The sequence below is a fragment of the Arthrobacter sp. UNCCL28 genome (assembly GCF_900102805.1).
Lineage (GTDB): Bacteria > Actinomycetota > Actinomycetes > Actinomycetales > Micrococcaceae > Arthrobacter > Arthrobacter nicotinovorans_A.
The window spans coordinates 615904-636663 of the sequence record NZ_FMWE01000001.1 but is presented as its reverse complement, the minus strand read 5'-3'; the positions used below and the strand labels follow the sequence as shown (position 1 = coordinate 636663).

At 62.9% G+C, this 20760-nt stretch carries 23 protein-coding genes; 11 read left to right on the top strand and 12 right to left on the bottom strand.

The genetic code is table 11. The features are described 5' to 3' along the window. Positions 1-45 precede the first annotated feature (45 nt). Entirely contained in the window at positions 46-885 is an 840-nt protein-coding gene (locus BLQ01_RS02905; RefSeq protein WP_026546204.1) for a YflT domain-containing protein, read from the bottom strand. 76 nt (positions 886-961) lie between these two features. Here BLQ01_RS02905 and BLQ01_RS02900 point away from each other — a divergent pair, with 76 nt between their 5' ends. From BLQ01_RS02900 to BLQ01_RS02890, 3 genes are read left to right on the top strand one after another with little or no spacing between them, the layout of a single operon-like run. Then, a complete protein-coding gene (locus BLQ01_RS02900) occupies positions 962-2245 on the top strand; it encodes a magnesium transporter MgtE N-terminal domain-containing protein (RefSeq protein ID WP_026539974.1) in 1284 nt (427 codons plus the stop codon). Beyond that, the gene (locus BLQ01_RS02895) at positions 2226-2954 is read left to right on the top strand and encodes a DUF1003 domain-containing protein (protein WP_026546205.1); all 729 of its coding nucleotides are present in this window, start codon (positions 2226-2228) and stop codon (positions 2952-2954) included. Before BLQ01_RS02900 ends, BLQ01_RS02895 begins: the two co-directional genes overlap by 20 nt. A 4-nt stretch (positions 2955-2958) precedes the next feature. After that, positions 2959-4086, top strand: coding sequence for an Mrp/NBP35 family ATP-binding protein (locus BLQ01_RS02890; protein ID WP_091550054.1), 1128 nt, complete (start codon positions 2959-2961; stop codon positions 4084-4086). Between the two features lie 84 nt (positions 4087-4170). On the opposite strand, the gene BLQ01_RS02885 is transcribed toward BLQ01_RS02890, so the two are convergent. Genes BLQ01_RS02885 through sigE form a run of 3 tightly spaced genes read right to left on the bottom strand, consistent with a single transcriptional unit; the run spans position 4171 to position 6146 of the window. Further along, positions 4171-4572 (bottom strand): twin-arginine translocase TatA/TatE family subunit, encoded by a 402-nt coding sequence (locus tag BLQ01_RS02885; RefSeq protein ID WP_091550053.1) that lies wholly within the window; start codon positions 4570-4572, stop codon positions 4171-4173. A gap of 31 nt (positions 4573-4603) precedes the next feature. Further along, positions 4604-5515 carry a hypothetical protein gene (locus tag BLQ01_RS02880; RefSeq protein WP_254779179.1) on the bottom strand — a complete coding sequence of 304 codons (912 nt, stop codon included), beginning with the start codon at positions 5513-5515 and terminating at the stop codon, positions 4604-4606. A gap of 7 nt (positions 5516-5522) precedes the next feature. Further along, positions 5523-6146, bottom strand: coding sequence for an RNA polymerase sigma factor SigE (sigE, locus tag BLQ01_RS02875; protein WP_026539969.1), 624 nt, complete (start codon positions 6144-6146; stop codon positions 5523-5525). A 239-nt stretch (positions 6147-6385) separates the two neighbouring features. Here sigE and BLQ01_RS02870 point away from each other — a divergent pair, with 239 nt between their 5' ends. Continuing rightward, positions 6386-7018, top strand: a complete 633-nt coding sequence (locus BLQ01_RS02870; RefSeq protein WP_026539968.1) for an O-methyltransferase — start codon at positions 6386-6388, stop codon at positions 7016-7018. 64 nt (positions 7019-7082) lie between these two features. On the opposite strand, the gene BLQ01_RS02865 is transcribed toward BLQ01_RS02870, so the two are convergent. From BLQ01_RS02865 to BLQ01_RS02850, 4 genes are all read right to left on the bottom strand, one after another. Continuing rightward, the gene (locus BLQ01_RS02865) at positions 7083-7250 is read right to left on the bottom strand and encodes a DUF3117 domain-containing protein (protein WP_064721643.1); all 168 of its coding nucleotides are present in this window, start codon (positions 7248-7250) and stop codon (positions 7083-7085) included. Between the two features lie 228 nt (positions 7251-7478). Then, positions 7479-8696 (bottom strand): hypothetical protein, encoded by a 1218-nt coding sequence (locus tag BLQ01_RS02860; protein ID WP_175493343.1) that lies wholly within the window; start codon positions 8694-8696, stop codon positions 7479-7481. Between the two features lie 77 nt (positions 8697-8773). Next, positions 8774-9106, bottom strand: a complete 333-nt coding sequence (locus BLQ01_RS02855) for a DivIVA domain-containing protein (RefSeq protein ID WP_091550051.1) — start codon at positions 9104-9106, stop codon at positions 8774-8776. Between the two features lie 26 nt (positions 9107-9132). Further along, positions 9133-9972, bottom strand: coding sequence for an LOG family protein (locus tag BLQ01_RS02850; protein WP_175493329.1), 840 nt, complete (start codon positions 9970-9972; stop codon positions 9133-9135). A gap of 163 nt (positions 9973-10135) precedes the next feature. Between BLQ01_RS02850 and BLQ01_RS02845 the strand changes: the two genes are divergently transcribed. From BLQ01_RS02845 to BLQ01_RS02830, 4 genes are all read left to right on the top strand, one after another. Further along, on the top strand, positions 10136-10891 hold the full coding sequence (locus tag BLQ01_RS02845) for an amino acid ABC transporter ATP-binding protein (protein ID WP_026539964.1): 756 nt from the start codon (positions 10136-10138) through the stop codon (positions 10889-10891). A 74-nt stretch (positions 10892-10965) separates the two neighbouring features. Then, complete coding sequence (locus tag BLQ01_RS02840; protein WP_026539963.1) at positions 10966-11841, top strand: glutamate ABC transporter substrate-binding protein; 876 nt, start codon at positions 10966-10968, stop codon at positions 11839-11841. 92 nt (positions 11842-11933) lie between these two features. Then, positions 11934-12584 carry an amino acid ABC transporter permease gene (locus tag BLQ01_RS02835; protein WP_091550049.1) on the top strand — a complete coding sequence of 217 codons (651 nt, stop codon included), beginning with the start codon at positions 11934-11936 and terminating at the stop codon, positions 12582-12584. Next, complete coding sequence (locus tag BLQ01_RS02830; RefSeq protein WP_091550048.1) at positions 12581-13474, top strand: amino acid ABC transporter permease; 894 nt, start codon at positions 12581-12583, stop codon at positions 13472-13474. Before BLQ01_RS02835 ends, BLQ01_RS02830 begins: the two co-directional genes overlap by 4 nt. A gap of 76 nt (positions 13475-13550) precedes the next feature. Here the strand turns inward: BLQ01_RS02830 and dapE are convergent, their stop codons facing one another. Further along, a complete protein-coding gene (gene dapE, locus BLQ01_RS02825) occupies positions 13551-14705 on the bottom strand; it encodes a succinyl-diaminopimelate desuccinylase (RefSeq protein WP_091550352.1) in 1155 nt (384 codons plus the stop codon). A gap of 87 nt (positions 14706-14792) precedes the next feature. On the opposite strand from dapE, the gene dapD reads away from it, so the two are divergent. Beyond that, a complete protein-coding gene (gene dapD / locus BLQ01_RS02820; RefSeq protein ID WP_091550046.1) occupies positions 14793-15818 on the top strand; it encodes a 2,3,4,5-tetrahydropyridine-2,6-dicarboxylate N-succinyltransferase in 1026 nt (341 codons plus the stop codon). A gap of 14 nt (positions 15819-15832) precedes the next feature. Further along, positions 15833-16675, top strand: coding sequence for a transglycosylase SLT domain-containing protein (locus tag BLQ01_RS02815; RefSeq protein WP_091550044.1), 843 nt, complete (start codon positions 15833-15835; stop codon positions 16673-16675). A gap of 19 nt (positions 16676-16694) precedes the next feature. Here BLQ01_RS02815 and BLQ01_RS02810 read toward each other — a convergent pair whose 3' ends face one another. Beyond that, complete coding sequence (locus BLQ01_RS02810) at positions 16695-17306, bottom strand: hypothetical protein (RefSeq protein ID WP_026539957.1); 612 nt, start codon at positions 17304-17306, stop codon at positions 16695-16697. 107 nt (positions 17307-17413) lie between these two features. Beyond that, complete coding sequence (locus BLQ01_RS02805) at positions 17414-18040, bottom strand: TetR/AcrR family transcriptional regulator (protein ID WP_091550043.1); 627 nt, start codon at positions 18038-18040, stop codon at positions 17414-17416. Between the two features lie 80 nt (positions 18041-18120). On the opposite strand from BLQ01_RS02805, the gene galE reads away from it, so the two are divergent. Beyond that, positions 18121-19164 carry a UDP-glucose 4-epimerase GalE gene (galE, locus tag BLQ01_RS02800; RefSeq protein WP_091550041.1) on the top strand — a complete coding sequence of 348 codons (1044 nt, stop codon included), beginning with the start codon at positions 18121-18123 and terminating at the stop codon, positions 19162-19164. 88 nt (positions 19165-19252) lie between these two features. Here galE and BLQ01_RS02795 read toward each other — a convergent pair whose 3' ends face one another. Continuing rightward, positions 19253-20536 (bottom strand): citrate synthase, encoded by a 1284-nt coding sequence (locus BLQ01_RS02795; RefSeq protein WP_024817462.1) that lies wholly within the window; start codon positions 20534-20536, stop codon positions 19253-19255. Positions 20537-20760 lie beyond the last annotated feature (224 nt).

Genomic DNA, 20760 nt, shown 5'->3' with positions numbered 1-20760 from the left:
TTTATGTGCTCTTATACGCAGCCCTTGGGCCTGCCGGGTGATCGCCTAGTGCTTGGGCGAGCCTTCCGGGCCGGACTCCTGTCCGTCCTCCCGGGGCCCGTTCTGCGGCGGGTTCTGCCCTTCGGTGACGCGGACGCCGTACTGCGGACGGCCGTCCGGGAGGTCGGGATAGCGCACAGCCGCCGGTGCCGGGTTCTGCACGGGCTGTTGGGCGGCAGGGCCCGGTGTCCCGGCGGGTGCATTCTGTCCCTGGGGAGCGCCAGCGGTGGACTCGGGACCGCGCTGGCCGTAGGGGTCGTTCCACGTGGAAGGCCGCTCAGGAGCTTGACCGGGTTGCTGCACCGGCGTGTTCTGCGGGTTGTAGTGGGTGGCCTGCGCCGTTGCTGCCTGTGCCGGGTTCATGGGCAGCTGCTGGAGCAAGCGGCGGGCTTCATGGGCGGCTTCCATGGCGACGATGACGTCATAATTGGTGGCCACCACCTGGCTGGTGGACGTGAAGTCGCGCTTCCCACGCTGGGTGGCATAGGTGACGATCCCGAACAACATGAAGAAGGCCGCACCCATCAGGACCGAGGTGATGATGGAGAAAGGGCCGCCTGCCGGGGTGAAGAAGGACAGCATCACACCCACGAAGAGGCCAAACCACATACCACTCAACGCTCCTGACAGCGCCACCCTCGGGTAGCTGAGGCGCCCGGTCACCCGTTCCACCATTTTGAGGTCATTGCCCACGATCGACACCAACTGCACCGGGAACTGCTGGTCAGCAAGGTAGTCCACCGCCTTCTGGGCATCCAAATACGAGGTGTATGAGCCCACGGTGTCGCCCTGGGGGACGCTGCGGGATTCCTCAACGGCTTTGGGACCACCAAAAATGTTAGACATAGCCCCATTGTGTCCCATGGACATGTGAACTGGCTGGAATTCAGCTAAAAGAGAGCAGACTCGGTAGCCTGTAAACATGAGCACACATCCTTCACGCGTCTTTGTCGCGCGCCTGCTCGGCTTGGACGTCTTTGACCCTTTGGGTGATCGTTTGGGCCGCTTGCGCGACGTCGTGGTGCTCTCCCGCGGGACCCGGGGCGCTCCGCACGTGGTGGGCATCGTGGTGGAGGTACCGGGCAAGAAACGCGTCTTCGTGCCCATGACGCGCATTACCTCCATCGACCAGACGCAGATCATCTGCACAGGCTTGGTCAATCTGCGCCGCTTCGAGCAGCGCGGCGCGGAAACACTGGTGGTTGCCGAGATGTTCGACCGCCGTGTGACGTTGGCGGATGGTTCCGGCGACGCCACCATCGAGGACATCGCCATGGACCAGCACCGGTCCAAGGACTGGTTTGTCAGCAAGCTGTTCGTGCGCCGCGGCCACTCGTTGTCGCCCCTGAGCAGGCTCCGCCGGAACGAAACGTTGATCATTGACTGGGCTGACGCCCAGACCGGGGCCCACAACGAACCCCAGGCAGCAACCCAGTTCGTGGCAACACACGAGGACCTTAAGCCTGCCGACTTCGCCGAGGCCCTCCAGGAGATGAGCGACAAACGCCGCTTCGAGGTAGCCAGCGAACTCCAGGACGAGCGCCTTGCCGACGTCCTCCAGGAGCTCCCGGAAGACGACCAAGTGGAGATCCTCTCAGCCTTGGATGTGGAGCGTGCAGCCGACGTCCTCGAAGAAATGGACCCCGACGACGCGGCCGACCTCCTGGCCGAGCTCCCCTCCGCCCAGGCTGAGGAGCTGCTCCAGCTCATGGAACCCCAGGAAGCAGAAGACGTCCGCCGCCTCCTGGAGTACGACGAAGACACCGCAGGCGGTCTGATGACCCCGGTCCCGGTCATCCTCCCGCCCGAAGCAACTGTTGCCGAAGCATTGGCACACGTCCGCCGCGAAGAACTTTCCCCGGCGCTGGCCTCTTCCATCTTCATCGCACGGCCGCCTTTGGAGACACCCACCGGCCGATTCCTGGGAGTAGTGCATATCCAGCAGCTTTTGCGTTTCCCGCCACCGGAACCGCTGGGCAACCTCGTGGACAAAAACCTCGAACCGTTGTCGGACCAGGCCCACATCAGCGAAGTTGCCCGGACCTTGGCCACCTACAACCTCAATTCCCTTCCAGTCGTCGACGACGACGGCCGCCTTGTCGGGGCGGTGACTGTTGATGACGTGCTGGATCACCTGTTGCCGGATGACTGGCGCGCCCATGAGGACGACGCCCCTATAAGGAAACTTGGAGGCCGCATTGGCTGATAACAACGCCACCCGATCCCCCAAGTCGCCGGGACGCTCCAGCAGCAGCCTTGACACGCCTCTGAGCGGCCGCCAGCGGATCCTGCCGAAGTTCTCTCCCAACCCGGACGCATTCGGGAACGCAACGGAAGGTTTCGCCCGCTTCATGGGGACACCGACCTTCCTGGTCTACATGACCATCTTTTGTGTCTTCTGGCTGGTCTGGAACACATTCGCGCCCACGGAGTGGCAGTTCGACCGGATGGAGCTGGGCTTCACCCTGCTGACCCTCATGTTGTCGCTCCAGGCCTCCTATGCCGCTCCCCTGCTGCTCCTGGCCCAAAACCGCCAGGATGACCGCGACCGCGTCTCCCTCCAGCAGGACCGACAGCGTGCCGAACGGAACCTGTCCGATACCGAGTACCTGACCCGGGAACTGGCCTCGCTGCGCATCGCCCTGCGCGAAGTAGCCACCCGTGACTACGTCCGCGCCGAACTCCGCAGCCTCCTGGAGGACATCATTGATGCCCAGGAAGAGCTGCGCGAGAACGATGCCGGTGATGGAACTGAGTCTCCCGGCGAGAAGGTCAAGGACAAACTCAAGGACAAACGGGACAAGTCCCGCGGTCCCCGCACGCAACAGATCCCCAAAGTCCGTCAGCCGCGGCCCACTGGGCCACAACACTCCACGGCAAAACCCTCGCCTGAAACCCCTGAAAGCCGGGCTTGAGAACATGAGCGCCCCATCTGCCGAGGAGCTCCATGCTGCCCTGGCAACCGTCATCGATCCCGAACTCCGCCGCCCGATCACCGAGCTCGGGATGGTGGAATCGGTCTCCTCCGACCACACCGGGACCGTTAGCGTCGCTGTCCTGCTGACCATCGCCGGTTGTCCCCTTCGGGAGACCATCACCCAGGACGCCACTGCGGCTCTGTCCAAACTCGACGGCGTCACGGCCGTGGACGTGGAACTGAAGGTCATGACCCCGGCCCAACGCGAGGCACTGAAGAAACAGCTCCGCGGACCAGGCGGCCAGCGCGGCATACCCTTTACCAAGCCGGGGTCCCTGACCAAGGTTTACGCCGTAGCAAGCGGCAAGGGCGGCGTGGGCAAGTCCTCTGTCACCGTCAACCTGGCTTGTGCCTTGGCCGCCCAGGGTCTTCGCGTGGGCATCGTTGACGCCGATGTCCATGGTTTCTCTGTTCCCGCCCTGATGGGCATCACGCAAAAGCCCACCCAGGTGGATGACATGATCCTGCCGCCGGTGGCCTATGGCGTCAAGGTCATCTCCATTGGGATGTTCGTGGCAGGCAACCAGCCGGTGGCCTGGCGTGGTCCCATGCTGCACAGGGCACTGGAGCAGTTCCTCACCGACGTCTATTTTGGCGATTTGGACGCCCTTTTCCTCGACCTGCCTCCCGGCACGGGTGACATCGCCATTTCCGTGGCCCAACTCCTGCCCAACGCCGAGATCCTTGTGGTGACCACCCCCCAGGCTGCTGCTGCCGACGTCGCCGAACGTGCCGGAACCATCGCGACGCAGACCGGGCAGAAGGTGGCCGGGGTGATCGAGAACATGTCGTTCCTGGAAATGCCCGACGGCGGCAGGATGGAATTGTTCGGAAGTGGCGGCGGTGCCATCCTGGCGGAGCGCTTGAGCGCCGCAGTCGGCAGCGATGTTCCTCTACTTGGCCAGATCCCCTTGGACATCCGGCTGAGGGAAGGCGGTGATGCCGGGAACCCGGTGGTATTGGCCGCCCCGGAAACGGCCGCAGCGAAGGCCATGCAGCACATCGCCTCGGGCCTTGCATCCCGGCCGCGGGGATTGTCGGGATTGTCGCTGGGCATCGAACCCCGCTAGACCTGTTTCCGCTTTCAGGTGACCGTTTCCTGGTGTCCGCAGTCAGGTGACCGCCGCCCCTGTTCGCCTAGGGGCTGGCGCGGATCAGGTCGCTTCGGTATCGAAGGGCGCAGCTTCGCCTTCTGCAAGCCGCTCAATCACCCTGGCGGGAGCCTTTGGCTTGGTCTCGACCGATGCTGCGGCGGCTGTCGTAGCGGCCATGGCGGGCCCTCCGGCGCTCACTGGCTTGGTGTCGTCATCCAGCAGCGCATCCTTGATGATGCGACGCGGGTCGTATTGGCGGGGATCGTACTTCTTCCAGTCGACCTCATCGATGTCGATGCCGACTTCTTCCTTGATCTGCTCACGCGCACCGGAAGCCATCCGCCGGACTTCCTTGACCAAGTTGGCAAGCTTTTGAGTGTATTCGGGCAAACGGCTGGGACCGATGACGAGTACGCCGATAATCAGAAGGAGTATGAACTCCGGGCCGTTGATTCCAAACACGCTACGAAGATTACCTTGTCTGTGGTGCCGCTCATAAACCAGCGGGACGGAGAAGGGTCTGGAGCCCACGCAGCAGTCGCGCGTACCAGGCCTCGGTTCCTTCGTTGGGGTGTGAAGCTGCCATGGATTCGCCTGCCCTGACGATTTCAGGAACGGCGTCATCCGCGGCATCGGCTGGGAGGTCGGAGACGTAGCTGATCACGGCCGCAGGCATGGTGTAGACGGCCTTCCAGGGGCTCCCCTGCGCGACAGATAGCCGCGCGGACGTGGTGGTGCCCTGCCCGGACTGGGCGGCTGGCAGGTGCTCCTCCACGATCGTGGCGTAGTGGCCGTTGTTTTCAAGCCTGATCTCCACTGCAGGGTGCCCGTTGTACATGGTGCTGTGGGCAGAGACCACGGTGAAGCCCATCCCTGCAAGCTCAGGGCATGCCCACCCTTCTTCCCGCAGGGCATCCAGTTGGGCAGCGTCCAGGCTGACCGTGCTCCCTGCCCGGAACGTGGGGCCCGCCATGCTTCCCACAGGGTTTCCCGTCCACGCTCCGGCGAGGGCACCGACGTCGCTGCCGGCGCTCAGTTGGGGAACGTCGTTGCCGGCCACGACGTAGGCCGACAACGCCAGGGCGCCGGCGCTGACAGCCAAAGTACCGGCAGCAGCTGCGGCAACTCGAAGTCCACGGCGCATTTCGCCTGGCGTTGACCTGGCCTCCAGATGTTCATCCGGTTCGTTGGCGAGGCGTTCAGTATGCTGAATCAGCCGCGTGGCAAGATCCTGGCTGGCTTCGGGCACCGAAGCACCCCGTAGGCGTTCAAGGTACTGCCGTTCCCGGCGAAGGGCACTGCGGCACTCAGTGCATTCCCGGACATGATCGGGGTTTCGTGTGTGGCGCAGGGCAGCCAGCTTGTGCCGGGAAAACAGTCCCGGACGGCGGGGGTGTCGAGGCATCGACGTCCTAGAGGATACTTGCGATGCGCGGCATCTTCAGGCGTGGCTTGCGGGCCTCTGCCGGACGGGGATCGCGGTGGGCAAGCTTCTCGCGCAGCATGGTCCTGCCGCGATGGATGCGGGACCTGACGGTTCCCAGCTTCACACCCAATGCCTCTGCGACCTCGTCATAGGAGAGGCCTTCAAGGTCGCACAGCACGACGGCGGCGCGGAAGTCAGGCGGCAGTTCTTCCAAGGCACGCTGGACATCCAGGTCAAGATTGTTGTGTTCAAAGCTCTGTTCGGGACCCGGTTCGCGGCCGGGCAGGCGGGAATCGGCGTCTTCGGCAAGGGCATCGAAACGGATCCGGCTCTTGCGACGGGCCTGGTCCAGGAACAGGTTGGTGGTGATGCGGTGCAACCAGCCGTCCAATGTCCCCGGTTTGAAGTTCTCGAGTGAACGGAAAACCCGGACAAAGACCTCCTGAGTGAGGTCTTCGGCGTCGAATTTGTTGCCCGTCAAGCGATAGGCGAGGCGATAAACCTTGGCGGAGTGGTTGGAAACCACTTCCTCCCAGCTGGGCATGACCCAGTCGGCAACGCCCTCAATGCTCTCCGATGTTTGGACTGGCGCAGCATGCGATGCCGGCATCGTCCACTCCCCTCAAAATGTGGTTCACCGAGTCCTTCGGCGCCGGCTGCCTCATGGGTGGCCGGAGCAATATCATCCCAAGGTTGTCTGGGAATTTCCTGACTGGTGCTGGTTTTTCCCGCAGGGCTGAAAACTGTCCCGGACACAAGGGCCGGGGCGGCCGTCCAACAGCGGGTTTCCCGGTGCTTACACAGTAGTCTTGGTACAACCACCCCTACCCGCGGAAAGCGAAACCCTTCATGAGTGCCGACAAGTCAAGCAGCTGGTCCTATGCAGAAGATCTGCCTGCTGAGGATGACGTCTTGTTGCGCGCCCGGGAACGCTCTTTCGAGCTCGGAGTCACGCCCATCAGCCCCGGCGTAGGTGCGGTGCTGACCGTCCTGGCTGCGGCGTCCAAGGCACAGACCGTGGTCGAGGTCGGTTCGGGGGCCGGGGTGTCCGGCGTCTGCCTCCTGCGCGGATTGAGCCCGCAGGCCGTCCTGACCACCATCGACGTCGACGTCGAACACCTCAAGGCGGCCAGGGAGGCGTTCCTTGAATCCGGCAGCCCTGCCAACCGCACGCGCACCATTTCAGGCCGCGCGGCCGACGTCCTGCCGCGGCTTACCGATTCTGCCTATGACCTCGTGTTCATCGACGCCGACAAGCCCAACTTCCCCAAGTATGTTGAACAGGCCATCCGCCTCCTCAAGTCAGGCGGGACACTGGTGATCAACGATGCCCTGGACAAGGACCGGGTCGCCAATCCGGCAGCACGCGATTCCACAACCGTGGTGCTGCGCCAGATCGGCAAGGCAATCCGCGACGACGACCGGCTCGCTTCAGCGATGCTTCCCACCGGCGATGGACTGCTGGTAGCTGTCAAGAGGTAAGGCACCAGCCCTGCCTTAAACCAAAAAGCAGGGCCCCGGCTCAGCCGGGCCCTGCTTGGTAGATCTATTCGGTGACGCCTACGAGGCATTCCTTGAGGTTTTCCGCTTCAGCGGCGTTGAGTTCGACAACAAGCCGTCCTCCGCCTTCGAGCGGCACACGCATGATCAGGCTGCGTCCCTCTTTGGTAACTTCCATCGGGCCGTCGCCAGTACGTGGTTTCATCGCCGCCATTAGGAAAATCCCCTCCATTTGTCCCAAGTCACGCCCAACCCGGCCGGGCTGGATCCGCATCGCAATTGCAGCCGGCGGCAACGCTTGGGAGGCCGCCTTGGCCGGGCACTTTTAGGTGCTTTGTCCTTGCTCGTAGACCATTATCCCGTACTTACCCGCCCGTAAGCTAATCAGCACGCCATTTGTCCGGGCGTTGTACATATTGCCGTTCTCCGGCATAGCTCCACGTCAGGGCGGATAGTCGCCTCCCCCGGGCAACTGGGCCCATGCCCACAGCCATACCACCCAGACAATCTGGAGCAGGATGAACATGGTCACCACGGTGCCCCGGTAGGCCTTGGATTTGGACAGCAGGGCCGCGCCGAGGGCCAGGGGGAACAACGGCAGGAGCATACGGAACGTGCTGGTCTGCGGGTGCAGGAAGACCAGCAGGTAGCCCATGTAGCAGGCGCACCACAGCCGCAGCTCCGTTCCGATCGCCCGGACGGGCCTGGAAACCATCACCAGGACAAAGAGCCCTGTGAAAACGAAGGGTGCCAGTACTCCCAGCACCGGACCGAACAACATACGGCCGGTATCGAACCACGGCTTGAACGGCACCAGATCATGGCCACGCCACGCCGTTTCAGTGCGCGTATAGGCGGTCGGATCTCCCGTGACGGCCCACGCAATGCCCGGCCATGCCAGAGCCGCCAGGCCCGTGGCGACCACGAGGACGGCCAGTGATACCAGGCTGCGGGTGGACGTCGGCTCCTTGTTTCTGCCCGTTGTTCCGGTGGCGCCATTGCCCGGAAGCTCCGTGGACGACTCCCGGTACCGTTGCCACAACCGCCCAACGAACAACAGACCCAGCATCGCGGCAAACGGCACGCCCGTGGGCCTGGACAGACACATCAGGAGCACCACGGGAATGGCGGCAAGATAGCGGCGCCGGACCACGAGCAGTAACGATGCCGCCAGGAGCAGGAGGTTCAACGACTCCGCGTACGGGACCTGCAGGATTGGAGAGACCGGGAAGGTGGAAACGAAGATAACGCCCCACATTGCCGACCGCCGGCCTGCGAACTCCCGGAAGAGCAGGTAGATGACCAGGGCCGCCCCGAGGCCGGCCAGCATGGCAATTGCCGTCAGGGCGGGCAACGTCCCCATCCCGGTGATGGCAGACAAGCCCCTGGCCAGGAAAGGAAACAACGCGTAGAAGGCCCAGGCGTTTTCCTTGACGACGCCGTTGGCGTCCACGGGAAGCTCTGCGGGATAGCCTTTGTCCGCGGCCTCCTGGTACCAGCGCCCGTCCCAGATGGTGATGAAGTTCCAATAATCCGGTGCAGGCGGAAACCACGGACTGGTGCCCTGGTGAATGGCCGCGGCCATGAAGATGCACGCGCTGACCAGCCTGGCAACCACGAAGACCAAGGACACCTGGACCCACCACGGCCATGCCGCCATTCTTGCGGTGGCTGCTGTTGCGGCGCGGGAGATCCGCTCCGCGGGCCCCAGCCCGGCTTTGCTCCCGGCCGGGCGGTTCACAGGTTGATCCGGCCGGTTCCGCCATCGTCAAGCCGTGGCTGTGCCAGCGCGCTGAGCCGTTCGATCTCGCTGTCCTTGGCCTGCAACTGGTCCCGGAGATCATCGAGTACCTGGTCAACCTGGTCCATGCGGTAGCCGCGCAGGCCAAGGGCGAAACGCAGGGAGTCGACGTCGGACGGTTTGGCCTTGGACGGCAGCACCACCGGGGGCAGGTTGGGCACGGGCTCGTCAAGGCCGGCCCCGACCGGGCGTCCCCGGACGATCCCGGCTCCGAGGTACAGCACAGCGCCGACGATGACGATCGCGAGAAACACCAGGAAAAAGCTCACAGGTCCATCGTGCCAGAAACGGCCGGCTATTCCGGGCGCTGGTTTCCGTTGGAGGTGGGAGGCAGCGGTTCGCCGTGCAAAACGCGGTGCACAGCGTCCGCGGGGTCATCCACCAGCTGGATCAGGTCGAGGTCCTTTTCGGACACCATGCCCTCGGCCACCAAGGTCTCCCGGATCCACTCGATCATGGGCCCCCAGAACCGGACCCCCAGAAGAACGATGGGGAACGAGGTGACCTTGCGGGTCTGGACCAGCACCATGGCTTCGAAAAGCTCGTCAAGGGTGCCCAGGCCGCCGGGCAGGACCACAAAGCCCTGTGCGTACTTGACGAACATGGTCTTTCGGGCGAAAAAGTAGCGGAAGTTGATGCCCAGGTCCACCCACTGGTTCAGTCCCTGCTCGAAGGGAAGTTCGATTCCCAGGCCCACGGAGATTCCGTTGCCCTCCACGGCACCTTTGTTGGCAGCTTCCATGGAGCCAGGACCGCCGCCGGTGATCACAGCAACGCCCGCTTCAGCGAGCTTGCGTCCTACGTCCACGGCCATTTCGTAGTACTCGGTTCCGGGCTTGGTCCGGGCAGAGCCGAACACGCTGACCGCAGGACCCAGGTCCGCGAGGGCTCCGAAGCCCTCCACGAATTCGCTCTGAATCCTCAAGACACGCCAGGGATCGGTGTGGATGAACTGTCCGGCGCCGCTGGTATCGAGCAAATGTTGATCAGACATCCCCGTATCCGCTTGTTTGCGGCGAAGCTCCAAGGAGCCCTTGTGCTTGGCCGGAGCGATGTCCGAGGGCAGGGGCACTTGGGTGGCCCTGACCTGGCCGTTGGCATCCGGGCGGGGTACTGGGTGCTGGCTGATGCTCATCGCACAAGGCTAGCGCTTTCACCTGCCTGCCCCGTTGCTGCGACCCGCTTCTTGCATTGCAGTCTGATATCTCGCTGTGGGGCAGGTTTCTGTTCAGTCACGATCTTGGGGAAGTTGCCGTGACCGTGGTCATATTTGCTTCTTTGTTCGCTAGATTCGTCGTATGACTACTCAAGCGTCCGGCGATGCCCTCGTCTCCCTGAATGGCGTCAACAAGCATTACGGTCAACTCCATGTCCTCAAGGACATCAACCTTCAGGTCAAGAAGGGTGAAGTGGTAGTGGTTATCGGGCCCTCCGGTTCCGGTAAATCCACACTGTGCCGTGCCATCAACCGTTTGGAAACCATCGACGACGGCGACATCGCCATCGACGGGAAGAAGCTTCCCGAAGAAGGCAAGGACCTCGCACACCTGCGTGCCGACGTCGGAATGGTCTTCCAGTCCTTCAACCTGTTCGCCCACAAGACGATTCTTGAGAACGTCACGTTGGGTCCCATCAAGGTCAAGGGCGTGGCCAAGGGCACGGCCGACAAGGAAGCCATGGCCCTCCTGGAGCGTGTTGGGGTCGGTCACCAGGCCCCCAAGCTTCCTGCGCAGCTCTCCGGCGGCCAACAGCAGCGTGTGGCCATCGCACGCGCCCTCGCCATGAAGCCGAAGGTCATGCTGTTCGACGAGCCCACGTCCGCGTTGGACCCCGAAATGATCAACGAAGTCCTCGACGTCATGATCCAGTTGGCCAAAGAGGGCATGACCATGATCGTCGTCACCCACGAGATGGGCTTCGCCCGCAAGGCTGCCGATCGCGTGGTGTTCATGGCTGACGGCCAAATTGTCGAAGATGCCACCCCCGAGGAATTCTTCACCAACCCCAAGAGCACCCGAGCCAAGGACTTCCTGTCCAAGCTCCTGACCCACTAGCTCTTTACCGCCCGCACCCAGGCCGTAAAGACCGCACCCAGGCCGCAAGACGGCCAATCTATGAAAGGAATGTCATGAAGGCTTTCATTACCCGGAGGAAATCACTCCTGGTGGCCGCATCCGCAGCCCTCGCCCTCTCGCTGAGCGCATGCGGCGGCGGCAGCACCACCACCACTCCTGTTGCCTCGGCCAGCTTCGAAGCCGGCACCACGATGGAGAAGCTGAACAAGGCGCAGAAGATCACCATCGGTACCAAGTTTGACCAGCCCCTGTTCGGCCAGAAGGGCCTGGACGGCAAGCCTGTCGGTTTCGACGTTGAAATGGGCAAGGCAATCGCCGCCAAGCTGGGAATCGCTCCGGACAAGATCGAATGGGTAGAGACCGTCTCCCAGAACCGCGAATCGTTCATCGAGCAGGGCCGCGTTGACCTGGTCATCGCCACCTACACCATCAACGACGCCCGCAAGGAAAAGGTCGCCTTCGCCGGACCGTACTACGAAGCAGGCCAGGCGCTGCTGGTGAACAAGGACGACAACTCCATCACCAAGCCTGAAGACGTCAAGGGCAAGAAGGTCTGCTCCGTCACCGGGTCCACCCCCGCCAAGACCATCGCGGAGAAGTACGGCGCTGAAGTTGTTCCCGCTGCAACCTACACCGCTTGCCTGGAGCCGCTGCGCAACAAGCAGGTTGTTGCAGTCACCACGGACAACGTGATCCTCGCCGGCTACGTGGACAAGGAGCCGGATGCCTTCAAGCTTGCTTCGGATGAAACCTTCACCAAGGAGCCTTACGGCATCGGCCTGAAGAAGGACGACACCGTCTTCCGCAACTGGATCAACGACCAGCTCGAGGCATTCCAGAAGGACGGCGATTACAAGAAGGCTTGGGAAGCCACTGCAGGCAAGGTCATCAAGACCACTCCTGAACTTCCTGCGATCAACCGCTACTAGTCGGGATCCGTTGACTGCCGCCGCCCACCCGGGTGGCGGCAGTTGACGACTCCAGGACCCTGTTCCCTGATTAGCTGCAGCCAAAGGAAGCCATGGACGCCGTCATAGCAAGCCTCCCCGAATACTGGGACGGATTTCTCCGCACCCTCTATCTCTCCGTAATTTCAGGAATCATTGCCCTCATTGTCGGCACACTCCTGGCGGCCATGAGGGTTTCCCCCGTGGCTGCGCTGCGCGGTTTCAGCATGTTCTATGTTGAAGTCGCCCGTAACACCCCATTGACCATCATCTTCTTCTTCGCAGCCATCGTTCTCCCCCGGCTGGGCGTTAAGTTCGAACAGTTCGAAGTTGCCGCCATCATCGCGCTGAGCAGTTACACGGCCGCCTTCATCGCCGAAGCCGTCCGTTCCGGTGTCAACAGCGTGCCCGTGGGCCAGGCTGAAGCTGCCCGCAGCATCGGCATGACCCTTACCCAGGTCCTGGGCTTCATTGTCCTTCCCCAGGCCGTCCGTACCGTTATCCCGCCGTTGATCAACATCCTGATCGCACTGGTGAAGAACTCCTCGGTGGCCGGCGCGTTCTTCGTCCTCGAGCTTTTTGGCTACGGCCGCAAGCTCTCCAACGACTACGGTGACCAGGTCCTCTGGATCCTCCTCGGGGTGGCCTTCTTCTACCTCCTGATCACGGTTCCGCTGGGCCTGCTGGCGCACTTTGTTGAACGAAAGGTGGCGATTGCCCGATGACTTCGGTCCTGTACGACGTCCCCGGGCCCAAGGCCCGCCTCTATTCGCTCATCGGCTCCGCAGCGGGCATCCTGATCATTCTTGGCATCCTTGCCATTGCGGTCATGACCCTCGCGCAGCAGGGAATTTTCGACGCCGACCGCTGGGAAATCTTCTACGGTCCCATGGCACCGGATGTCTGGAGCCTGATCGGCCAGGGCATCCTGTCCACGCTGGCCGCAGCCGCAGTCGCAGCAGTCATTGCCTTCCCGTTGGGCATCGCGCTCTGCCTGCTGAGGATCTCCCTGATCGCCTGGGTCCGCATTCCCACCCAGGTGGTCCTTGAGTTCCTCCGCGGCATGCCCGTGGTCCTCATGATGTTGTTCGTGCTGCTGGTCTTCGCAACCGGTCAGTTCCAGGCCGTAGTGGTGGGCTTGACCCTCTACAACGCCGCCATCTTCGCCGAAATCCTCCGTGCGGGCATCCAGTCGCTGCCCAAGGGTCAACGCGAAGCCGGCCTCGCCATTGGCCTGCGGAGCTTCCAATCGCGGATGTCCATCGAGTTCCCCCAGGCTGTCCGCCGCATGCTGCCCTCGTTGGTCGCACAGCTGGTGGTCCTGCTCAAGGACACCTCGCTTGGCTACATCGTGGGCTATGAGGAACTCCTGCGGAAGATCCAGATCATGGCCGACTTCCTGGGTCCGGACTTCCTGTTCCCGGCCTTCTTCGTCGGTGCCGCGATCTACATCCTGATCAACCTCACCGTCTCGCGGATTGCGATCATGATCGAGCGCCGCGGTTCCAAGAAGGCAGCCGGTGGCGTTGCTGCCCCGAGCCTTCGCACCGGCCTGATGGTGGGCGGAAACGACCCCATCGCCAAGGATTCGGTAGACGGACCGGACAAGAAGTAGTCCTGCACCAAACTAGGAAGGTCCGCAGCCACCAGGCTGCGGACCTTCTTTATGCCCAGTTCAGGAAGCCGGCAGACTACGGCGCCAGCCACGTCCTCAGTGCGCGGAGGCACTCACGGATGGCGTCGGCGTCGACGTGCTCGTTGTCCTTGTGCGCCAGAAGGGGATCGCCGGGGCCGAAATTCACCGCCGGGATACCCAGTTCGCTGAATCGCGCGACGTCGGTCCAACCATATTTGGGCTTGGGCTCAGCACCTACTGCGGCAACGAAGGACGCTGCGGCGGGGTGGTTGAGTCCGGGCCTCGCGCCGGCAGCAGCGTCCGTACGGACGACGTCGAATCCTTCCAGCAGGTCCCTGACATGGGCCTCGGCCTGGTCCGGTGTCTTATCCGGGGCAAAGCGGTAGTTGATTTCCACCACGCAGCGGTCCGGGATGACATTGCCGGCGGTTCCACCCTTGATCTTCACCGCGTTGAGGCTCTCACGGTAATCGAGCCCGTCCACGTTGATGGTTTGCGGCTGGTAAGCGGCGAGCCGGGCCAGGATGGGGGCTGCTGCATGGATGGCATTTACGCCCATCCATGCCCGCGCTGAGTGTGCTGTTTCGCCGATGGTGGTGGCCTCAAACCGGCTGGTGCCGTTGCAGCCGCCTTCCACCGTGCCGTGCGTGGGCTCCAGGAGGATTGCGAAGTCACCCTCCAACTTGTCCCCGTGGTTCCGGACCAGCCTTCCCAGGCCGCTCTTGACCGCTTCCACTTCCTCATGGTCGTAGAAGACGAACGTGACGTCCTTGTCCGGCTGGCCGTCGTCGTCGAACAGTGTTGCGGCAAGGGCGAGTTGGACCGCGACGCCGCCTTTCATGTCGGTGGTTCCCCGCCCGTACAGCACACCCTCACCGGGAACACCGGATTCCCAGGTGGCCGGGACAGTTCCCAGCGAACCGTCAACCGTCGGCAGGGGCACAGTGTCCAGATGACCGGCGAGGATGACGCGTTCGGGCCGGCCCAGTTCGGTGCGGGCAATGATGGCGTCGCCGTCACGGATCACCGTATAGGCAGGGATGGCGCGCAAAGCTGCCTCGACGGCGTCCGCGAGCTCAGTCTCGTTGCCGGAGACGCTGTTGAAGTCGATGATCGCTGCCGTCAGCAAGGCAACGTCCTGGCGCAGGTCAAGGAGGGCGGGAGCAGGGTTCAGGGTCACCCGTCCACAATATCTACCATTCTTGGTCATCCGGGCCACCAGGTTGCACCCGTATTGCGACTTCTCTGGCATGAGACGGGTTTTAACCGACCTCTGCCTGCTGGATAGACTTGCCCCATGACTGAAACTGCTTCCTCTGCTGCGCCCGCAAACGCGTCCGACAACCACCGATCGGCCTACGGCTTCGGCCTGGCCACCATCGCCACCTCGGCTTCCGGGGAAGCAACCGTGCTGGACGTCTGGTACCCCGCGCCTGCCCTGGGCGTTGCCGCCGAGTCCTTGCGCGACGTCGGGAACGCCGATCCCGCGCTCACCGCACTTGCCGAGGAGGGCAAGGACGCAGATCGTGGCACCGAGCAGAAAGTGGTCTTCGCCCAGATTGACCTCGACGCCGCTCCGGCAGACACCGCCGACGCCTACCTGCGTCTGCACCTCCTCTCCCACCGCTTGGTCAAGCCGAACAGCATCAACCTGGACGGCGTCTTCGGCAAGCTGCCCAACGTGGTCTGGACCAACTTCGGCCCGGCCGCCGTGGACGGCTTCGAGCTGACCCGTGCCCGCCTGCGCAAACGCGGCAACGTGGTGGTATTCGGCGTGGACAAGTTCCCGCGCATGGTCGACTACGTGGTTCCCACCGGCGTGCGCATTGCCGACGCCGACCGCGTCCGTTTGGGTGCGCACCTCGCCGAAGGCACCACCGTGATGCACGAAGGCTTTGTAAACTTCAACGCCGGCACCCTGGGCACCTCAATGGTGGAAGGCCGCATCTCCGCCGGCGTTGTGGCCGGCGACGGCACCGACGTTGGCGGCGGCGCGTCCATCATGGGCACGCTCTCCGGTGGCGGCAAGGAAAAGATTGCCCTGGGTGAGCGGGTGCTGCTCGGCGCCAACTCCGGTGTGGGCATCAGCATCGGCGATGACTCCGTAGTGGAGGCCGGCCTGTACGTCACCGCCGGTACCCGCGTCCGCGTTCCCGGCCCCAAGGACGAGAACGGCGAGGACACCAGCAAGATCATCAAGGCTGTGGAACTCTCCGGCGTTCCCAACCTCCTGTTCCGCCGCAACTCCACCACAGGCGGCGTGGAAGTCCTTCCGCGCAAGGGCCAGACTGTGGAGCTGAACGAGGCCCTCCACGCCAACTAGCAGGAGATCAACCAATGCGCCGGTTCCGCCTCGGCATCGTTGCGGTGCTGGCTTTGGCACTGGTAGCAGGTGCCATTTACGCAATAGCCGCAGTGCTGCAGCGCTCCGAGACCCTGGTCACGGAGCGCTGCTTCGCTGTTGTCGGCACAGAAAGCCATGAGCTGGCCACGGATCAGGCCGCCAACGCCTCCCTGATCGCTGCCATCTCCGTCCAGCGCGGGCTTCCACCCCGGGCAGCAACCATTGCGTTGGCTACGGCCATGCAGGAATCCAGGCTGCGGAACATCAATTACGGCGACGACGCCGGGCCAGACTCCCGCGGCCTGTTCCAGCAGAGACCTTCCCAAGGCTGGGGAACCGAGGAACAGGTCATGGACCCCACCTACGCCGCGAACGCGTTCTTTGACGGCCTGGTCAAGGTCCCTGGCTATGAATCCATGGAAATCACCCAGGCCGCCCAAGCCGTTCAACGCTCGGCCTTCCCACGGGCCTACGCCCAGCATGAAGGCATGGGCAGGGCCTTCGCTTCTGCGCTTACCGGGCACTCCGAGGCGGCACTGAGCTGCGAACTGCGCATGCCCGAAGCGGCGGGTGATCCTGCCGCCGTCGTGGACGAACTCAGCACGGCCTTCGGCGCCCTGCCGGCCACCGTCCAAGGCCGCTCGGTGCAACTGGACATCACCGGCACTCAAGCTTGGGCCGTTGCGCATTGGGCTGTGGCAAACGCCAAAACGCTGTCAATTACCCAGGTGGATGTTGGAGGCCAGGCCTGGAACCGGGAGAAACGTGACGGCTGGCAGGTTTCGCCGGCTCCTTCCGGGGCGGTCACCATTACCGTTTCCGCCCCCGCCACGTAGGTTTTTGCACTCCCGCTGCTTAGGCGAGGATCTCCACCACCGGCTGAACATAGCTCCGGAAAACATCCGGCTCGGACAAGAGCTTGTGGCTCATGATCATGGTGCTGGGCTCCAGATACCAGGCACGCGGCTCGTTCAGCGGCAACTCAATGATGGTTAATTCAAAGTCACGCGAACTCCGGCCGACTTCCAGGAGCCTGTCCTCCACCATTTCATTGAGGACCTGGGTCACACCGTTGACCTCACGGGCAGCCTCGATCTCGGCGTACTCGTCAATCCTGTCAGTGGCCCAACCCAAAGCAGAGCCAAAGTGGGCTTGCAGCACCCGCTGCAGTGCCGGGGAGTTACCGAAAGCCTTGAAGCTGGGTGGCGCCAGTTCGGAGGCGGGGTTGGGGTAGGACTTGAGCAGGCTTTCCCACCAGGCTTCCCATTCGGTTTTGAGGGCGTGGATGCCTCCGACGTCCGAGGTGAGGTGGCTATGGTCTGCGTGCCGGACTTTGGGGGCTGCATGTGACAGGCTCGGCGTTCCCGCACCATCCAGGCCGGCAATCTCCCGCAGGTACAGGGCGATGAGCATCGGCCCGGACGTGTCCATGGTGATGCGCCAACCCGGGCCACCTGACTCGTGCATACGAATTCCTCCCTTGGCAGGGTGCCGACATCTCCCAGTCTATTCCCGTTGGGACGCGACGTCAGGGGCGGATTTCATTGCTTTGCTGAGGCATGGGCACCCGCTCCCTAACCGGCAGCGGGTGCGCCGGACAGGGAATGGAGATGGGCAGTGATGACATCGCTGCACATCTCCGCTGTCATCCACTCCGGTTGCAGCAGGGCGTGCATGCACAGGCCGTCCATCGTGGCCAGGAGTCGTTCAGCCTCGGTAACCAGGGTTTGTTGGGCATCGGCCCCTCCGGGGTTCAGGAGCATGATCAAACGCCCGACGGCGGCAGCTACGGTGCGGTGGCTGCGCTCGGCTTCGGCTGCCAGGACAGGTTTGATCCGTGCTGCGTGCCTGAAGGCCATCCACACGCAGGCGTCCACGGCGAGCTCCTCATCCAGGGGCAGGAACTGGCCCAGGAAGTTCACCACTGCAGAATGCTGTTTCGGGCTTCCCTGCGGCTCCTGTTCGACTAGTGCCAGGGATTCTTCCAGCCGTGCAGCAATGCGGTCAATGACAGCGCCGAAGGAGAACACCAGGAGGTCGTCGCTGCTGGCAAAGTAGTGCCGGACCGAGCCCACGGCCAGACCGGCCTCATCCGCTACTTCCCGGAGGGACGCCCGTTCCAAGCCATCGCTGGCAATGATCCGGAAAACGGCTTGGACAACTTCCTGGCGCCGGGCTTCGGCATCAACAATTTTGGGCACTAATTGTTTTTAGCACAAATGTGCTTCAACACCGCTCAACACTGAGCGGCGTGGCTCCACTTTCCGATAGCGTAGAGACCATGAAAATTCTTGTCACGGGCGGCACCGGCTACATCGGTTCCCACACCGTTTTGTCCCTCCAGGAAGCCGGCCACGACGTCGTCGTGCTTGATAACCTGGTGAATTCCAGCGAGGAATCCCTCCGCCGGGTCTCGGAGCTTACCGGCAAGACTGCCGCGTTCCACAAGGTTGACCTGGTTGACGAGCCTGCGGTCGAGGCCGTGTTCGAGCAGCACCAAATCGACGCCGTGATCCATTTCGCCGGCCTGAAGGCCGTGGGAGAATCCGTCCAGGAACCACTGGCCTACTACTACAACAATATTGTGGGCACCCTGAACCTGCTCCGGGCCATGGACAAGCACAACGTGCGATCAATCGTTTTCAGCTCTTCAGCTACGGTCTACGGCGAGCACAACCCCATCCCCTACATCGAAAAGATGGAAATCGGCGCCAACAACCCGTATGGCCGGACCAAGGAACAGATCGAGGACATCCTCTCGGACCTGGGCAACGCGGACGACCGCTGGCATATCGCACTGCTGCGCTATTTCAACCCGGTGGGCGCACACCCGTCCGGACGCATCGGCGAGGATCCCCAGGGCATCCCGAACAACCTTGTCCCTTTCATTGCCCAGGTGGCTGTGGGACGCCGTGAGAAGCTCATGGTCTTCGGCGGCGACTACGACACCCCCGATGGCACCGCCCAGCGCGACTACATCCATGTGGTGGACCTTGCCGACGGCCACGTAGCAGCCCTGAACTACATCGCCGAGCGGGCAGGCGTCCGGCGTTGGAACCTTGGCTCCGGCCGCGGCTCCTCCGTCCTGGAAGTCCTGCGGTCCTTCGAAAAGGCAGTCGGCCAGCCGATTCCGTACGAGATCACCGGCCGCCGTGCAGGAGACCTCCCGGCCTTCTGGGCCGATGCTTCCTCTGCCCTGGCCGACCTCGGCTGGTCAACTACCAAGACCGTGGACCAGATGTGCGAGGACCACTGGCGCTGGCAGAAGAACAACCCCTACGGCTACAACGCTTCTGCTGCGACGTCCGCGGCAAACAACGCCTAGGCTGCAGAAGCCTCCGCTACCAACGACGACGGCCGCTCACCTCGCGCGAGGTGAGCGGCCGTCGTCGTTACTGACTATTTTTGCCGTGTCAGTTGGCCGGGTAGTTGCGCTCCGGCTCCCCTGTGTAGAGCTGCCGTGGGCGGCCGATCTTGGTCTGGGGATCGTTGATCATTTCGCGCCACTGGGCAATCCAGCCCGGGAGGCGTCCAATGGCGAACAGTACGGTGAACATCTTCTCCGGGAAACCCATGGCCTTGTAGATGAGGCCGGTGTAGAAGTCAACGTTCGGGTACAGCTTGCGCTGGATGAAGTAGTCATCAGCCAGGGCCTTCTCTTCCAGGCGCATGGCGATGTCCAGCAGTTCGTCGTTGCCGCCGAGCTTGCCGAGAACTTCGTGGGCCGTTGCCTTGATGATCTTGGCGCGGGGATCGTAGTTCTTGTAGACACGGTGCCCAAAGCCCATGAGGCGGACGCCGTCTTCCTTGTTCTTGACCTTCTCCATGTAGTCCTCGGGCTTGATGCCGTCGGCCTGGATCTGGCGGAGCATCTTCAGCACGGCCTCGTTGGCGCCGCCGTGGGCAGGGCCGAAGAGGGCGTTGATGCCTGCGGACACCGAAGCGAAGAGGTTCGCGTTGGACGAACCCACCAGGCGAACGGTGGACGTGGAACAGTTTTGCTCGTGGTCTGCGTGCAGGATGAGCAGGAGATCCAGCGCCTTGACGACTACCGGGTCCATTTCATACTGCTCGGCCGGGAGGCCAAAGCTCAACCGAAGGAAGTTCTCCACCAGGTTCATGGAGTTGTCCGGGTAGAGCATCGGCTGGCCGATGGACTTCTTGTGGGCGTAGGCCGCGATGACAGGCAACTTGGCCATGAGCCGGATGGTGGATACTTCCACGTGCTCCGCGTTGAAGGGATCCAACGAGTCCTGGTAGAACGTGGACAGCGCGGAAACTGCCGAGGAGAGCACCGGCATGGGGTGGGCGTCACGCGGGAACCCGCCGAAGAAGCCCTTGAGCTCTTCGTGCAGGAGGGTGTGACGGCGGATCTTCTGGTCAAACTCTTCCAGCTCCGTGGGAGTGGGGAGGTTGCCGTAGATCAGCAGGTAGGAAACTTCGAGGAAGCTCGAGTGCTGCGCGAGCTGCTCGATGGGGTAACCGCGGTAACGCAGGATTCCTGCGTCGCCGTCGATGTAGGTGATGGCCGAGGTGGTGGCCGCTGTGTTCATGAAGCCGGGGTCATAGGCAACGGCGCCCGTCTGCTTCAGCAGCTTGGAAACGTCGTAACCTTCGTTTCCTTCTACAACCTTGATGCGCGGCAGTTCGAGTTCGCCGCCGGCATGGCGCAGTGTTGCGCTGGTGGTCTCAGTCATGGAGTCCCCTTCATGAGGCCTTTGGGCCTCTATCGAACGCTTGTCCAACCAACTTCTGGTGCCGCCGCCCTTGACCCTGCTGTTGCAGGGCTCCAACGGCCGAAGTGCTTTCTTAGAGAAGGCCACCATTGATAGTCAGTTAAAAGCTACCGCCAGTAACCCTCCGGAACTAATCCGTGCCGTCGGGTTACTGGCGGAATGGCGCTGATAGTGGCGCAAGTCAC

Coding starts and splice junctions, on each gene's coding strand:
- dapD (WP_091550046.1), top strand. CDS start 14,793: ATGACTGAAACTGCTTCCTCTGCTGCGCCCGCAAACGCGTCCGACAAC.
- BLQ01_RS02840 (WP_026539963.1), top strand. CDS start 10,966: ATGAAGGCTTTCATTACCCGGAGGAAATCACTCCTGGTGGCCGCATCC.
- BLQ01_RS02880 (WP_254779179.1), bottom strand. CDS start 5,515: ATGCCTCGACACCCCCGCCGTCCGGGACTGTTTTCCCGGCACAAGCTG.
- BLQ01_RS02860 (WP_175493343.1), bottom strand. CDS start 8,696: ATGGCGGCATGGCCGTGGTGGGTCCAGGTGTCCTTGGTCTTCGTGGTT.
- BLQ01_RS02890 (WP_091550054.1), top strand. CDS start 2,959: ATGAGCGCCCCATCTGCCGAGGAGCTCCATGCTGCCCTGGCAACCGTC.
- BLQ01_RS02810 (WP_026539957.1), bottom strand. CDS start 17,306: ATGCACGAGTCAGGTGGCCCGGGTTGGCGCATCACCATGGACACGTCC.
- BLQ01_RS02795 (WP_024817462.1), bottom strand. CDS start 20,536: ATGACTGAGACCACCAGCGCAACACTGCGCCATGCCGGCGGCGAACTC.
- BLQ01_RS02835 (WP_091550049.1), top strand. CDS start 11,934: ATGGACGCCGTCATAGCAAGCCTCCCCGAATACTGGGACGGATTTCTC.
- sigE (WP_026539969.1), bottom strand. CDS start 6,146: ATGCCGGCATCGCATGCTGCGCCAGTCCAAACATCGGAGAGCATTGAG.
- BLQ01_RS02830 (WP_091550048.1), top strand. CDS start 12,581: ATGACTTCGGTCCTGTACGACGTCCCCGGGCCCAAGGCCCGCCTCTAT.
- BLQ01_RS02870 (WP_026539968.1), top strand. CDS start 6,386: ATGAGTGCCGACAAGTCAAGCAGCTGGTCCTATGCAGAAGATCTGCCT.
- BLQ01_RS02850 (WP_175493329.1), bottom strand. CDS start 9,972: ATGAGCATCAGCCAGCACCCAGTACCCCGCCCGGATGCCAACGGCCAG.
- BLQ01_RS02900 (WP_026539974.1), top strand. CDS start 962: ATGAGCACACATCCTTCACGCGTCTTTGTCGCGCGCCTGCTCGGCTTG.
- BLQ01_RS02905 (WP_026546204.1), bottom strand. CDS start 885: ATGTCTAACATTTTTGGTGGTCCCAAAGCCGTTGAGGAATCCCGCAGC.
- BLQ01_RS02845 (WP_026539964.1), top strand. CDS start 10,136: ATGACTACTCAAGCGTCCGGCGATGCCCTCGTCTCCCTGAATGGCGTC.
- BLQ01_RS02865 (WP_064721643.1), bottom strand. CDS start 7,250: ATGGCGGCGATGAAACCACGTACTGGCGACGGCCCGATGGAAGTTACC.
- dapE (WP_091550352.1), bottom strand. CDS start 14,705: ATGACCAAGAATGGTAGATATTGTGGACGGGTGACCCTGAACCCTGCT.
- BLQ01_RS02815 (WP_091550044.1), top strand. CDS start 15,833: ATGCGCCGGTTCCGCCTCGGCATCGTTGCGGTGCTGGCTTTGGCACTG.
- galE (WP_091550041.1), top strand. CDS start 18,121: ATGAAAATTCTTGTCACGGGCGGCACCGGCTACATCGGTTCCCACACC.